This is a genomic window from Bradyrhizobium sp. STM 3809 (assembly GCF_000239795.1).
In the GTDB taxonomy this organism is placed as follows: domain Bacteria; phylum Pseudomonadota; class Alphaproteobacteria; order Rhizobiales; family Xanthobacteraceae; genus Bradyrhizobium.
On the sequence record NZ_CAFJ01000795.1, the window covers coordinates 1 to 12,983 of the forward strand.

14 protein-coding genes are annotated in these 12,983 nt (G+C 64.1%); 12 read left to right on the forward strand and 2 right to left on the reverse strand.

What is annotated here, in order from left to right; all coding sequences use genetic code 11:
- The 7 genes from BRAS3809_RS33600 to BRAS3809_RS33630 form a co-directional block, all read left to right on the forward strand.
- The coding region (locus tag BRAS3809_RS33600) for an NADP-dependent oxidoreductase (RefSeq protein WP_035660342.1) at positions 1-814 on the forward strand (814 nt) is incomplete at its 5' end.
- A gap of 166 nt (positions 815-980) precedes the next feature.
- Positions 981-1,313 (forward strand): MAPEG family protein, encoded by a 333-nt coding sequence (locus BRAS3809_RS33605; RefSeq protein ID WP_008966474.1) that lies wholly within the window; start codon positions 981-983, stop codon positions 1,311-1,313.
- A 13-nt stretch (positions 1,314-1,326) separates the two neighbouring features.
- Positions 1,327-2,625 (forward strand): RsmB/NOP family class I SAM-dependent RNA methyltransferase, encoded by a 1,299-nt coding sequence (locus BRAS3809_RS33610; RefSeq protein ID WP_008966475.1) that lies wholly within the window; start codon positions 1,327-1,329, stop codon positions 2,623-2,625.
- A gap of 445 nt (positions 2,626-3,070) precedes the next feature.
- Complete coding sequence (guaA, locus tag BRAS3809_RS33615) at positions 3,071-4,678, forward strand: glutamine-hydrolyzing GMP synthase (protein ID WP_008966476.1); 1,608 nt, start codon at positions 3,071-3,073, stop codon at positions 4,676-4,678.
- A gap of 100 nt (positions 4,679-4,778) precedes the next feature.
- Positions 4,779-6,158, forward strand: a complete 1,380-nt coding sequence (locus tag BRAS3809_RS33620; protein ID WP_008966477.1) for a hypothetical protein — start codon at positions 4,779-4,781, stop codon at positions 6,156-6,158.
- 254 nt (positions 6,159-6,412) lie between these two features.
- The gene (locus BRAS3809_RS33625) at positions 6,413-6,655 is read left to right on the forward strand and encodes a type II toxin-antitoxin system Phd/YefM family antitoxin (RefSeq protein ID WP_008966478.1); all 243 of its coding nucleotides are present in this window, start codon (positions 6,413-6,415) and stop codon (positions 6,653-6,655) included.
- 4 nt (positions 6,656-6,659) lie between these two features.
- Positions 6,660-7,091: a type II toxin-antitoxin system VapC family toxin gene (locus BRAS3809_RS33630; protein ID WP_008966479.1), complete on the forward strand. Its 432-nt coding sequence runs from the start codon at positions 6,660-6,662 to the stop codon at positions 7,089-7,091.
- A gap of 875 nt (positions 7,092-7,966) precedes the next feature.
- Here BRAS3809_RS33630 and BRAS3809_RS36390 read toward each other — a convergent pair.
- The gene (locus BRAS3809_RS36390) at positions 7,967-8,278 is read right to left on the reverse strand and encodes a hypothetical protein (protein WP_139017504.1); all 312 of its coding nucleotides are present in this window, start codon (positions 8,276-8,278) and stop codon (positions 7,967-7,969) included.
- A gap of 190 nt (positions 8,279-8,468) precedes the next feature.
- Here BRAS3809_RS36390 and BRAS3809_RS33635 point away from each other — a divergent pair, with 190 nt between their 5' ends.
- A complete protein-coding gene (locus tag BRAS3809_RS33635) occupies positions 8,469-8,672 on the forward strand; it encodes a hypothetical protein (RefSeq protein WP_008966480.1) in 204 nt (67 codons plus the stop codon).
- A gap of 73 nt (positions 8,673-8,745) precedes the next feature.
- On the opposite strand, the gene BRAS3809_RS37560 is transcribed toward BRAS3809_RS33635, so the two are convergent.
- On the reverse strand, positions 8,746-8,916 hold the full coding sequence (locus BRAS3809_RS37560; protein ID WP_240535838.1) for a hypothetical protein: 171 nt from the start codon (positions 8,914-8,916) through the stop codon (positions 8,746-8,748).
- Positions 8,917-9,417: 501 nt separating this feature from the next.
- On the opposite strand from BRAS3809_RS37560, the gene BRAS3809_RS33645 reads away from it, so the two are divergent.
- The 4 genes from BRAS3809_RS33645 to BRAS3809_RS33660 all read left to right on the forward strand — a co-directional run.
- Complete coding sequence (locus BRAS3809_RS33645) at positions 9,418-10,263, forward strand: CmcJ/NvfI family oxidoreductase (protein ID WP_008966482.1); 846 nt, start codon at positions 9,418-9,420, stop codon at positions 10,261-10,263.
- Positions 10,264-10,415: 152 nt separating this feature from the next.
- A complete protein-coding gene (locus BRAS3809_RS33650) occupies positions 10,416-11,540 on the forward strand; it encodes a methionine ABC transporter ATP-binding protein (protein WP_035660346.1) in 1,125 nt (374 codons plus the stop codon).
- Complete coding sequence (locus tag BRAS3809_RS33655) at positions 11,530-12,195, forward strand: methionine ABC transporter permease (RefSeq protein WP_008966484.1); 666 nt, start codon at positions 11,530-11,532, stop codon at positions 12,193-12,195. Before BRAS3809_RS33650 ends, BRAS3809_RS33655 begins: the two co-directional genes overlap by 11 nt.
- A gap of 51 nt (positions 12,196-12,246) precedes the next feature.
- A partial coding sequence (locus BRAS3809_RS33660; RefSeq protein ID WP_035660349.1) for a class II aldolase/adducin family protein occupies positions 12,247-12,983 on the forward strand: 737 nt, incomplete at its 3' end.

Below are 12,983 nucleotides of genomic sequence, written 5' to 3' on the forward strand. Positions count from 1 at the left end.
GGAGGCGGGGACGGTGTGCGAGGTGGCGGCCTCCCACAATCCCGGCTTCAAGCCCGGTGACATCGTACTGGCCCGCGCCGGCTGGCAGACGCACGCGATCTCCGACGGCAAGGGCCTGTCGAAGGTCGACCCGAGCCTCGCGCCGATCTCGACCGCCGTCGGCGTGCTCGGCATGCCCGGCATGACCGCCTACACCGGCCTGCTCGACATCGGCCAGCCCAAGGCGGGCGAGACCGTCGTGGTGGCCGCCGCCTCCGGCGCGGTCGGCTCGGCGGTCGGGCAGATCGCCAAGATCAAGGGCGCCCGCGCCATCGGTATCGCCGGCGGCAAGGACAAATGCGACTACGTCAAGAAGGAGTTCGGCTTCGACGATTGCCTCGACCATCGCGACCCCGATCTCGCCGCCAAGCTGAAAGAGGCGTGCCCGAAAGGCATCGACGTCTATTTCGAGAATGTCGGCGGCCCGGTGTTCGAGGCCGTCTTCCCGCTGTTCAACGCCTTCGCCCGCATGCCGGTCTGCGGCCTCATCGCCCACTACAACGACACCCAGTCGGCGTCGCCGAAATGGGCCGGCGCGCTGATGCGCAACGTGCTGACCAAGCGGCTGCTGATCCGCGGCTTCATCGTCTCCGACTTCGCCTCCCGCCATGGCGACTTCCTCAAGGACATGTCGGCCTGGGTCCGCGACGGCAAGGTCAAGTACAAGGAGCACGTCACCGAGGGCCTGGAGAACGCGCCCGATGCGTTCATGGGCCTGCTCAAGGGCGCCAATTTCGGCAAGCAGCTGGTGCGGGTCGGGCCGGATAAAGCCTAAGTCCAAGGCGTGAGCTCAAGTCCTGAGCCACACTTGATGTGAAAGTTCAGCGCGACCGTAAAATCACGGGAACCACGAGGGCTTATCGGGAGTCCTGAGGGAACCGGTTCATCCAGAGGGCCCGGCACCGCGCCGGGCCTTCGCTTTTCCTCGAGGGGGATTTTCGATGTCGCTGACCATGGTGCTGCTGCCCGTCTTCGTCGAGGTCGCACTGACCTTTGCGCTGCTGTTCTGGAATAAGAAGCGCGGCCAAGCCACGGACGCGGCCGACGAATTCGGCCTGCCGACCCTGTTCTATGCCTTGATCGCGCTGGCGCTGCCGCTGCGCCATGCCGATCTGGTGATCGTGCTGCTGTCCTGGGTGTTCGTCGTCGCCCGCTTCGTCAATGCCGGCTTTGTCAGGGGGGCGGACAAGCGCGGCCTCGCCTGGACCGCCTCGGCGCTGGTGCTGCTGGCGATGTGGCTGTATTTCGCCCTGAAGATGCTTCTCCTGATCTAGAATTGGATACCGTATGACTCCCGCCGCCCGGCTATCCGCTGCCATCGACATCATCGAGTCCATCGAGTCCCAGAGGGCGCCGGCGGCCAAGGCGCTGAAGGACTGGGGCACCAGCCACCGCTTCGCCGGCTCCGGCGACCGCGCCGCCATCGCCGGCCTGGTCTGGGACGTGCTCCGCCGCCGCGCCTCCAGCGCTTACGTGATGGAGGACGATACCGCGCGGGCGCGGGTGCTAGGCATGCTCAAGCTCGAGCGCGGGCTGGACGTGCCGACCATCGCCGCGATGTGCGACGGCAGCCGCTTCGCGCCATCGCCGCTGACCGCGCAGGAGGAGAGGGCACTGGCCTCGCGCACCACGGAGGGCGCGCCGCCGCCGGTCGCTGGCGACTATCCCGACTGGCTCGACCCGTATCTCGCCGCGGTGTTCGGCGACGACCGCGTCGCCGAGGCCATGGCGATGGCCAGCCGCGCGCCGCTCGACCTCCGCGTCAACTCGCTGAAGGCCAAGCGCGACAAGGTGCAGGCCTCGCTGAAGCACCTCGGCGCCCAGCCGACGCCGTGGTCGCCGCTCGGCCTGCGCATCACGCTCGGGGCCGACGCGCGCAATCCCGGCGTCCATGCCGAGGAGGATTTCATCAAGGGCGCCGTCGAGGTCCAGGACGAGGGCTCGCAGCTCGCGGCCTTGTTCACCGCCGCCAAGCCCGGCGAGCAGGTCATCGACCTCTGCGCCGGCGCCGGCGGCAAGACCTTGGCGCTCGCCGCGATGATGCAGGGCAAGGGCCGCCTGATCGCCACCGACGCCGACAAGCGCCAGCTCGCCCCGATCCACGAGCGTCTGTCGCGCGCCGGCGTCCACAACGCCGAGATCCGCACCCCCAAAGGCGACGCCGACCCGCTCGCCGACATCAAGTCAACAGCCGATCTCGTCGTCATCGACGCCCCCTGCACGGGCACCGGCACCTGGCGCCGCAACCCCGACGCCAAATGGCGCATGCGCCCCGGCGCCCTCGAGATCCGCCTCAAGGACCAGGCCGAGGTGCTGGAGCGCGCCGCAGGCTTGGTTAAACCCGGCGGCCGCATCGGCTACATCACCTGCTCGGTGCTCCAGCCGGAAAACGGCGACCAGGTCCGGGCGTTCGCGGCGCGCCATCCGGAATTCACCATCCAGCCCCCCGACCAGACCGCCACCGTCCTCTGGGACAAAGCCGAAGCCTTCGCCGAGGCCGCGCTGCGCCAGCCCGAGGGCTGGCTGATGACCCCACGCCGCACCGGCACGGATGGGTTTTTCGTGTCGGTGCTGAAAAAGGCCTAGCCACACCCCCGCTGCCGTAGGGTGGGCAAAGGCGCAGCCGTGCCCTCTCCGCGCACGACACTGCGCATGGCGCCGTGCCCACCATCTCACCCCAGCGAACGCCGCCCGCCGGTGGGCACGGCGCGCGCCAAAGTGCCCCAAACGGCCATCGTGCCCCGCGCCTTTGCCCACCCTACGGCCCTGGCCGATTCTCTCGACAGTGCCCGTTATTGTGCCCTCTCCCCTTGTGGGAGAGGGCATGCACGACAGTTCGGCAAACTCGGTTGGGTGAGGGGTTCTATCCACGAGCGTCGCTCGCCGAAAGATACCCCTCACCCAACCGCATGCGCGGATGGGCCGTACATGCCCTCTCCCACAAGGGGAGAGGGCGCTGTATCGCACAGCCGCAGTGAATCGCCCGCTGGCAAGGGTTGCGAGTCCCCCCGCAGCGGCGTAATTCCTTGCCATGACAGCCCCAGCCAACAACACCCCGACCGCCGCCGCCACCGACACCTCCGTGGCCGCGCTCCACGACAAGATCCTGATCGTCGATTTCGGCAGCCAGGTCACGCAGCTGATCGCGCGCCGGGTGCGCGAGGACGGCGTGTATTGCGAGATCGTGCCGTTTCAGAAGGCGGAGGCCGCCTTCCACGACATGAAGCCGAAGGGCGTGATCCTCTCCGGCGGCCCGGCCTCGGTGCTCGACGACAACGCCCCCGCGGTGCCGCTTGCCATCCTCGAAGCCGGCGTGCCGGTGCTCGGCATCTGCTATGGCGAGCAGACCATGGCCCAGCAGCTCGGCGGCACCGTCGAGGCCGGCCACCACCGCGAGTTCGGCCGCGCCACCATCGAGGTCACCGACGACTGCGCGCTGTTCGACGGCGTCTGGAAGAAGGGTGAGACCCACGAGGTCTGGATGAGCCATGGCGACCGCGTGACGAAGCTGCCGGACGGCTTCCGCGGCGTGGCCAAGGCGCCGGGCTCGCCGATCTCGGTGATCGCGGACGACACGCGCAAGTTCTATGCGATGCAGTTCCACCCCGAGGTGGTGCACACGCCCGACGGCGCCAAGCTGATCCGCAACTTCGTCCGCAACATCGCCGGCCTCGGCGGCGACTGGACCATGCGCGCCTTCCGCGAGGAGGAGATCAAGAAGATCCGCGCCCAGGTGGGGAAAGGCAAGGTGATCTGCGGCCTCTCCGGCGGCGTCGATTCCGCCGTCGCCGCGGTCCTGATCCACGAGGCGATCGGCGACCAGCTCACCTGCGTGTTCGTCGATCACGGCCTGCTGCGCCTGAACGAGGCCGAGACCGTCGTCGATCTGTTCCGGCACCACTACAACATCCCGCTGGTGCACGTGGACGCCTCACAACTCTTCCTCGGCGAGCTCGCCGGAGTCACGGACCCCGAGCAGAAGCGCAAGACCATCGGAAAGCTGTTCATTGACGTGTTCGAGGCCGAGGCCAAGAAGATCGGCGGCGCCGATTTCCTGGCGCAGGGCACGCTCTATCCCGACGTGATCGAGAGCGTCTCCTTCACCGGCGGCCCCTCGGTGACGATCAAGTCGCACCACAATGTCGGCGGCCTGCCGGCGCGCATGAACATGAAGCTGGTCGAGCCGCTGCGCGAGCTGTTCAAGGACGAGGTCCGCGTGCTCGGCCGCGAGCTCGGCCTGCCGGACGTCTTCGTCGGCCGCCACCCGTTCCCGGGCCCCGGCCTCGCCATCCGCTGCCCCGGCGAGATCACGGTCGACAAGCTCGACATCCTGCGCAAGGCCGACGCCATCTACATCGACGAGATCCGCAAAGCCGGCCTCTACGACACCATCTGGCAGGCCTTCGCCGTGCTGCTCCCCGTCAAGACCGTCGGCGTCATGGGCGACGGCCGCACCTACGACTACGTCGTCGGCCTGCGCGCCGTGACCTCGACGGACGGCATGACGGCGGATTTCTATCCGTTCGATATGAAGTTCTTAGGGAACACGGCCACGCGCATCATCAACGAGGTGAAGGGCGTGAATCGGGTGGTGTATGACGTGACGAGCAAGCCGCCGGGGACGATTGAGTGGGAGTAGGGCAGTCATCAGAATAGCTGACTTCTTCCGCTCACTTGCATCGGAAGCGGACCGCTTAAGTACCCGTGAAGTACAGTGGCATGACCTCGGGATATAAAGCATGACGACAAATCGCCGTGTTCTGGTTGATAACGCTACCTTGAGTGGTGTTGAGCGACTGATTGGCGAAAGTCAAATTCTAAACTTAAACAATCGAGAGAACGACATCCTTTGCTTTGAAAAGCTGATCACGGCGATACTGTTCAGTGATGCGATTGTTTCTATTGATGACTACAAAGATAAATTTCGATCTGAAAGATTGAAAAAGTTCGATTTCATCGATTTTCGTGTTCTAGAGAAGGAGACCTATGCCGCTTTGTCGCGGGATGCAGCTGAATTCGCGAAAGGTATGGTGTTCTCGTTTGACGGCTCAAAGCCCGCCGGAGACGTTGTTAGCTTTTTTGAGTCGCTCCGAATTGATCCTCAGCTGCGATGGGACGTGTTTGTCTCTAGTGAATACCTGACGCTCTCCTTGTTAGTCGCTGACACCAAGGACACTCGATATGAAGCGGCAATCGACAGCGTTTTCAGAGCCGAAAGTACTGATCATGGCGCGGCTTTGGCCGGAGAAACCTTTTCACCAAGCGTGTACGTCGAGGGGCGCCCAGAAGTGGCAGACGTGAAGAGCTTGGTGAAAGCCTTCTCATCTGGGAACGCAAACTTCGCCGGAACGGCAAGCGGAAGCCTTCTGAATAGGGCCATTTTTGGATACGGCTGGACGGCGGAAAGAGCTCATTTCTACAATGCTGCGGCCAGCATTGAGAATGCGGATGCCTTCCTTGCGCCAATGCGAGACGCATTTTGTGAGAGCTGCTGTAGATTGGAATCCCGTTCGCAGGTCAATGGCCTGCTCGATGGATTAAAGTCCCGAACACAAGAGACTCTTGTGAAAATTGTCGATGCAAGCGGTAGAGGAAAGTTCGCGATGAAACTGCCGTTCTTCACGGCATATTTTATTTCGTCTGCTGATAATCCGAGGCAGTGCATCGATATGGCTCTGCATGCGAGAACTAAGGCCGAGTTTCGCGAGTGCCGCGAAATACTTCACAATCTGGCGCATCTGTCCTCCGCAGATCGATACAAGGAGGTAAATACCATCTTGCGATTCTTAGAGCAGTCCTGCACCTTGCTGATGAATAAGTATGGCGTCGTAACTGACGGAGGTCCGCAGGTGTCGATCTCGCTTGGATTGACCGGGCCCAGTATTAGCTTCGGGACGAAGCTCAATCAACTTTTTAGGCATTATCGACATAGGCCGTTTGTCCGCGTATTCAGAAACATCGCGCAGGATATGCTGAATGTCGAACGACTGGGCGGTCTATACGACAAGCTTTGTTCTTCGATGAGAGAGCACAAGGAGGCTATGCATCCGAAGATCGCTGTGACCCCGAAGTTTATGGAGCGAAAAGAGAATGAATATGGTCGTCCGGCCGAGCCATAGATCGCGACACGAGGCACTGGGCTTAAAGCGTAGTAGAGCTTTAGCGGCGCGTGGCTGGAGGCGCGGTGCTGCCCAGGCGGCCATGGAATATGTCTCGAATTACGGTGACAGTGCACAAAACTCTCTGGCTCTCACGAGTTTTACCGATCGAGTAGGTTGGTCGCGACCCTCGCGCAGGCGCGCTCCAATGGCTTGCCGAGGCGGGTCTTTCAAGTTATATGACTACTGTGGTCACAATTGGGGTCGGGACAACCATGCGCGAAATTCAGCTTCGTGATGCCAAGGCCAACCTCTCCGCAGTGGTCGATCAGGCGGTGGAGGGCAAGCCGTCGGTCATTACGCGCCACGGCAAGCGCGAGGCGGTCGTCTTGAGCTACGAGGAATGGGAGCGGCTGTCCCACGTGCCGAGCTTTGGCCAGCTGTTGATGGCCGCGCCGCTGACGGCGGATGATGTGCCCGAGCGCGATTCGTCTCCGGCACGAACCGCCGATCTCTGACCTCGTGTATCTCGTCGACACCAACGTCATCTCGGCGGCGGCGCCAGGACGTCCGGTGTCTGCCGCGCTGGTCGAGTGGATGGACGCGCAATCGGCGTCGCTGTTCATCTCGGTCGTGACGGTCGCGGAGATCGAGGACGGGATCGCGAAGCTTCGGCGGGACGGCGCCACGCGCAAGAGTGCTGACATCGCGGCGTGGCTGGAGACGGTCGTGCATCTCTACTCCGACCGCATTCTCCCCTTCGACATCGAGGCCGCCAGGATCGCCGGCGCCCTGACGGATCGGGCAAGAGGGCTCGGCCATGCGCCGGGGTTTGCCGACATCATCATCGCCGCGACCGCGCGCCGGCATCAACTAATCATCCTGTCCCGCAATCTCCGCCATTTCGAGCCACTGGGTGTCGCTGTGCGTGATCCGTTCGCGGCGTTGCCGTGAGCGTGGCGGGATGAGGTAGTTGCGATAACAGTGCAATTAACTTGCTCCTCGACCCGCACGTCCGGACACCGGCAGGTCAGGACTCGCGCGAGACCATTGCTGCGTCGTTCGCGCGAGATGGCGGACGCATTTGGTGTGTTCCTGACCGCCCGGACTACTTTCAACCCTCACCCTGAGGAGCCCGCTGAAGGCGGGCGTCTCGAAGGGCGAGGCCCCGGCTGGGGCCGCATGGTTCGAGACGCGCCACCATGGGCCGTCGTTACGGGGCAGGCTACGGAGCTTGGCGCTCCTCACCATGAGGGGCCAGCACCGAAATCTACGCGGCACGTGGCCCCGAGTAGCGGAGGGGAACGCCAAGGAGCGCTGCGCCGACGTTCGGTGGTGTTGCTGATCGACTGACTAATCATCCACCCGACGGGCAATCCTCGCATGCCCCACATGCAACAACTGCCCGTCGTGCCAGTTTGTCGCGCGCGTCTCCCTTGTCACGTCGGGCAAATCACCTCCACAAATCAGCGCATCCCGGCTCGCTGAAGAGGGGCGTTTCGCGATCGTCATGAAGCGTCGAGCAGGGGAGGCGACGGGCGCGTTGCTCTGCAGCCGGGTGTCAAACGCCCGTGCCGACGAACGGAGCGAGGCGACGGCGAAATGGTGTGGTCCTGGTCTCCCGACGCTGAGACCAAGCCGGTGGTCATGATGATCCGCCGGTGACGGGGGCAAGACAGCCGGTCCCCGGGGAGAGCACCTATAAGTCGCAAAACCGTCGCGCAGGGAAGGCCGGATATTGGGCTGAACCTGTGGTTCTGCCGCGTGCTTTTCTGCTGCACGCGGACCGCGGGTGTCAGCCGATACCCGGTCTTCCCTGCGCCTCTTCTTCACAAGGAGAGGTTCAACTCGGAAATACCTCGGGCGCAGATCGCCGCGAGATCGCGAAGTCGTGCCTGCTGTTTGAAACGTGGAGAGATCGCGTCCCATGATGTCCCGCGCCCGCCGTGCATAGATGCACAAAAACCGTCGGGCTGCCTTCGATTGCATGCGACTTCGTCGTAGTCTGAACTGGGGCCGCGATCAGCTGCAATATGCTTCGACGCGTCCGGTTCTGAAACAAACGATGCGCCGGCTCGCGATCTTTGAAGTTCCATTTCATTGACCGGAGAAAGCCGTGCGCCGATATTCACCGTCGTCATCGCTCAACCACGGATCGCCAGATGAGAACCAGAACCGCAGTCCGTCGCATGGTGCGCAAGCGCCTCGCCGGACGCTGCTTCTCGGCCGCGACCGGGGCCTGTTGCTGATCGCTGCAGCCGAATTCACCTCATCCATCGATTTGCAGATCCGAATAGGAGCGCCGCTGCGCAAGGCGGCGAACGATCAGTCATGCCGACAGCCTTTGTCATCGAAGTCTTCAACCGCACCGCCGGCATCGTCACGGCCGACGAGCGCGGCTTCAGCTTCTTCTCGTCCGAGCGCGCCTTCGACAGCCTGGAAGGGCAGTCCTTCACATCGGCGCGCGATGCCGAACGCGCCGCCCGTGCGGTCGTCACCAGCGGCGGCGTGCGCTTGCGGCGCGGCTCCGTCTAACTCTTCCCATCGACATCAAGGAAAATCAATCAAGAGCTTCGACAGGGACTTCGAGCGCGAGCTCCCCGCAGCGTCAGCCCGCGCCGAGGTGAACCAGCAGAAGGCAACAGATCGCGTCGTCGGCCAACTCGCCGGCGCGGTCGACATAGATCGATGCCTCGCCATGTGTCGCTTCGCGGAGCGACAGCCGTTCCGCCTGCGCGGGACGCCTGAGCCGGCAGAAGGAGTCGATCGCCAGCAGCAAGGCCGGTGATCGTACCAGGCTCTGGGCCGCCACGTGATCCCTGGCGGCAAACACGAAGGCCGGGCGCGAGCCTAGGTCGATGGCGAAGACCTGCGGAGCTACGGCTGACATCTGGCGGCGTTCGATGGTGCTGTTGGGCGGGAGCGCGTTTCACTATCAATTAAGTGTAGGAGGACGGTGAATGTCGTCAATGAAATGGGACAGGCGAATTTCGCGGTGATCTTGCAACAATTTTGCTGCTGCAGTGATGGGCACTCGCAGCCAATGGGACGCGACGGACAACAGAGTCTCGGATGCAGCCATGTCATGCCAGCCATGCCCGCGCGTGGGAGGCAGCGCGCAGAAGAAAACGACGCCTGCGAGCTTCAATGGGCCTGCAAGCTCTTTCTACGGTGAGCCGCCCCGGAAGCAGGAGCGTTGCTATTTCCGGCATCGGCTTGTTCTGTCCGCCGGCACCGCCCAAGCTCCATGCAATCGCATGAAATTGCCCGGAGACATCCCATGAGCCTGGTCGAGAGAAAGATCGAAGCGCTGCCCTTCGTGCTCGCCGAGCTGAACTATCTGGCGCCGATTGCGTCCAAGCCGCGGACCTACGCGTTCGATCCGCCGCCGGGCGAGCCGAAATCGACGGCGCTACCGGAGCCGCACCGGGTTCCGGTGTTCAACGGCCGCCCGATCGCAACGTCGTTCTCGCTCGATCGCGAGGGCTTTGCGCTGGTGCGACACCCCACTTTTGTGCGCGACTTCACCAACGAAAAGGAAATCCGCTCTGTCTATTACCCGGCAGCGGAGGCCTTCATTCGCGCGACCTTGCGGGCCGATCGTGTCGTCATCTTCGATCATACCGTGCGCAAGCGCGTGGCGGGTGCGGCCGATGTCCGCGATGGCGGGCCGCGGCAGCCGGCGACGCGCGTCCATGTCGACCAGACCGTGACATCGGGTGCCAATCGGGTGCGCGAGCACCTCGGTGACGAGGCTGACGCGCTGCTGCGTGGCCGGGTACAGGTCATCAATCTCTGGCGGCCGATCATCGGTCCGCTGCGCGACAGCCCGCTCGCGATGTGCGATGGCACCACCGTCGCGCCGGAGGATCTCGTCGCCTCCGATCTGATCTATCCGAACCGCAACGGCGAGACCTATTCGGTCACGTACAATCCGGCGCATCGCTGGTTCTATTTTCCGGAGATGACAGTGGACGAGGCGCTGCTGCTGAAGTGCTACGATTCGGCGACCGACGGCCGCACGCGCTTCGGGCCGCATACCGCCTTTGTCGATCCGACCACGCCCGCCGACGCACCGCCGCGCGAGAGCATCGAGCTGCGGACGCTGGTGTTCCACTACGATTGAACAAGCGCAGGGGAGCAAGATGTTTCAACGCGCGCCATCCTCCGAGAAGCTTTATCCATGAGAGAGGGCATCTCTGAAATTGCGTCGGGACTGATCGCAGGCGATGGTGAGGTGAATGCGTGCGCCGCAGCACGTCAAATCAAGGTCCTCTCATGAATGCCCACTCGTCCCTCGCTGTCGCCGAGCCGATCCGGCCGGTGGAAGCGGTCGTGACCGAGGCAGCCGTCGCCGCGCCGATGGTCCGCTTCGAGTCCCTCTCCAAGACCTATCCCGCCTATCGCGACAAGCCGGCCGTCGCGGCGCTCAAAGAGATCGATTTCGCCATCGCGCGTGGCTCGATCACCGGCGTGATCGGGCGCTCCGGTGCCGGCAAGTCGAGCCTGGTACGGCTGATCAACGGACTGGAGAAGCCGAGCACGGGCCGCGTCATCGTCGACGGGCGCGAAATCTCGGCACTGAGCGGACAGCAGCTTCGGCTGGCGCAGCGCTCGATCGGCATGATCTTCCAGCACTTCAACCTGCTGTCGTCGCGCACCGCCGCCGACAACATCGCGCTGCCGCTCGAGATCGCTGGCTGGTCGAAGGCCGACATTCGGACCCGTGTCGCCGAACTGCTCGATCTGGTCGACATCGCGGACAAGCACGACCGCTATCCGTCGGAGCTGTCCGGCGGGCAGAAGCAGCGCATCGGCATTGCGCGCGCGCTGGCGACACGGCCCGACGTGCTGCTGTCGGACGAGGCGACCTCGGCGCTCGATCCGCAGACCACGCGCGCCATCCTCGACCTGCTCGCCAATATCAATCGCGAGCTCGGTGTCACCATCATCCTCATCACCCACGAAATGTCGGTGGTCCGCCAGCTCGCCAAAGAGGTCGTCGTGATCGATGATGGGCGCGTGGTCGAGCGCGGCCATGTCGCCGACATCTTCACTCATCCGAGGCACCCGACCACCCAGACCTTCCTGGCCGAAGCGCTCGGCGACGCCGTGCCGGTGTCGCTGGCGAGCCGGCTGGTGCAGGCGCCGACCGCGATCGGACAGTCTGTCATTCGCGTGCAGGTCCGCGGCACGGATGCCGGCGACACGCTGGTCGCGCGGCTCGCCCGCGAGCTGTCGATCGATGTCGCGCTGCTATCGGCGCGCATCGATGAAATCGGCGGCCAGCATGTCGGCTCGCTGATCCTCGGCATTCCCGGCGGCGAGGCCGCGGCGCGGCAGACATTGGCTTATCTCACTCAGCATCGGTTCGCAGCGGAGCGTCTCGGCTATGTCGCCTGAGCTCATCAACCTGATCGTCCAGGCCACCGGCGAGAGCCTGTTCATGGTGTCGACCGCAGCGCTGGTCGCGACCGCCCTCGGTCTGCCGCTCGGCATTTTTCTCGCGACCAGCCGCAAGGGTGAGCTGTTCGCGGCGCCTGCCGTCAACGCGGCGCTCGGCGTCGTCGTCAATGCGACGCGCTCGACGCCCTTCATCATCCTCGTCGTCGCCATCATCCCGTTCACACGTCTCGTGGCCGGCACCTCGATCGGGTCGCGAGCTGCGATCGTGCCGCTGACAGTCGCGGCGACGCCGTTCATTGCCCGGCTGGTCGAGGCGGCGATCCGCGAGGTCGACGCCGGCCTGATCGAGACGGCGTCGTCGTTCGGCGCGACGCCGCTGCAGATCGTGTTCAAGGTACTGATTCCGGAGGCGCTGCCGGGCCTGGTGCTGGCTTTGACGCTCGCGGTGGTCAGCCTGCTCGGCTACTCCGCGATGGTCGGCGCCGTCGGCGGCGGCGGCCTCGGCGATCTCGGCATCCGCTATGGTTACCAGCGCTTCATGCCGGAGATGATGCTGGCCGTGGTGGTCGTGCTGATCGCGCTGGTGCAGACGGTGCAGACCATCGGCGATCATCTCGCGCGCCGGCTCAATCGCCGCTTGAGGCAGCGCTGAGCTGACGCAGACACGGTTTCAATCGACGCAGCCGAGCAAGAGGATACGACCATGAACGAGATCGTCGAACGACCCAGAAAGTTTGCGCTGGTCGAGCGCGCGCCTGCAGCCACCTTCGAGGAGGAGCGGCTGCATCGCAAGCAGCGCCTTGCGGCGACCTTCCGCCTGTTTGCGCGCTACGGCTTCGATCAGGGGCTGGCCGGCCACGTCACGGTGCGCGATCCGGAATTCCCGGACCGGTTCTGGATCAATCCGCTGTCGGCGCATTTCAGCCAGATCAAGGTCTCCGACCTGCAGCTCGTCGATCACGACGGCAACATCCTGATCGGCAATAAGCCGATCAACCAGGCCGGCTTCGTCATCCACTCCGCGATCCACGCTGCGCATCCGCAGGTCATCGCCGCCGCGCATACGCATTCGACCTATGGCAAGGCGTTCTCCGCGCTCGGCAAGCTGCTGGATCCGCTGACGCAGGATTCCTGCGCCTTCTATGACGATCACGTGCTGTTCGATCCGTTCACCGGCGTCGTGCTCGACGCCGAGGAGGGCAAGAAGATCGCGGCTGCGCTCGGCACCAGGAAGGCTGCCATCCTGCAGAACCACGGCCTGCTGACGGTCGGCCCGACCATCGAGGCGACCGCGTGGTGGTACATCGCGATGGACAACGCCGCGCGCACGCAATTGCTCGCCGAGGCGGCCGGTCCCACCAAGCCGATCCCGCATGACATCGCGAAGCACACGGCGGGGCAGGTCGGTACCCACAAGGGCGGCTATTTCAGCTTCCAGCC

What these genes read in the sequence shown, in the direction of transcription:
- BRAS3809_RS33655 (WP_008966484.1), top strand. Translation starts at nt 11,530, where the DNA reads ATGTCGCCTGAGCTCATCAACCTGATCGTCCAGGCCACCGGCGAGAGC.
- BRAS3809_RS33620 (WP_008966477.1), top strand. Translation starts at nt 4,779, where the DNA reads ATGACGACAAATCGCCGTGTTCTGGTTGATAACGCTACCTTGAGTGGT.
- guaA (WP_008966476.1), top strand. Translation starts at nt 3,071, where the DNA reads ATGACAGCCCCAGCCAACAACACCCCGACCGCCGCCGCCACCGACACC.
- BRAS3809_RS33635 (WP_008966480.1), top strand. Translation starts at nt 8,469, where the DNA reads ATGCCGACAGCCTTTGTCATCGAAGTCTTCAACCGCACCGCCGGCATC.
- BRAS3809_RS33650 (WP_035660346.1), top strand. Translation starts at nt 10,416, where the DNA reads ATGAATGCCCACTCGTCCCTCGCTGTCGCCGAGCCGATCCGGCCGGTG.
- BRAS3809_RS33645 (WP_008966482.1), top strand. Translation starts at nt 9,418, where the DNA reads ATGAGCCTGGTCGAGAGAAAGATCGAAGCGCTGCCCTTCGTGCTCGCC.
- BRAS3809_RS33625 (WP_008966478.1), top strand. Translation starts at nt 6,413, where the DNA reads ATGCGCGAAATTCAGCTTCGTGATGCCAAGGCCAACCTCTCCGCAGTG.
- BRAS3809_RS36390 (WP_139017504.1), bottom strand. Translation starts at nt 8,278, where the DNA reads ATGACGACGGTGAATATCGGCGCACGGCTTTCTCCGGTCAATGAAATG.
- BRAS3809_RS33605 (WP_008966474.1), top strand. Translation starts at nt 981, where the DNA reads ATGTCGCTGACCATGGTGCTGCTGCCCGTCTTCGTCGAGGTCGCACTG.
- BRAS3809_RS33610 (WP_008966475.1), top strand. Translation starts at nt 1,327, where the DNA reads ATGACTCCCGCCGCCCGGCTATCCGCTGCCATCGACATCATCGAGTCC.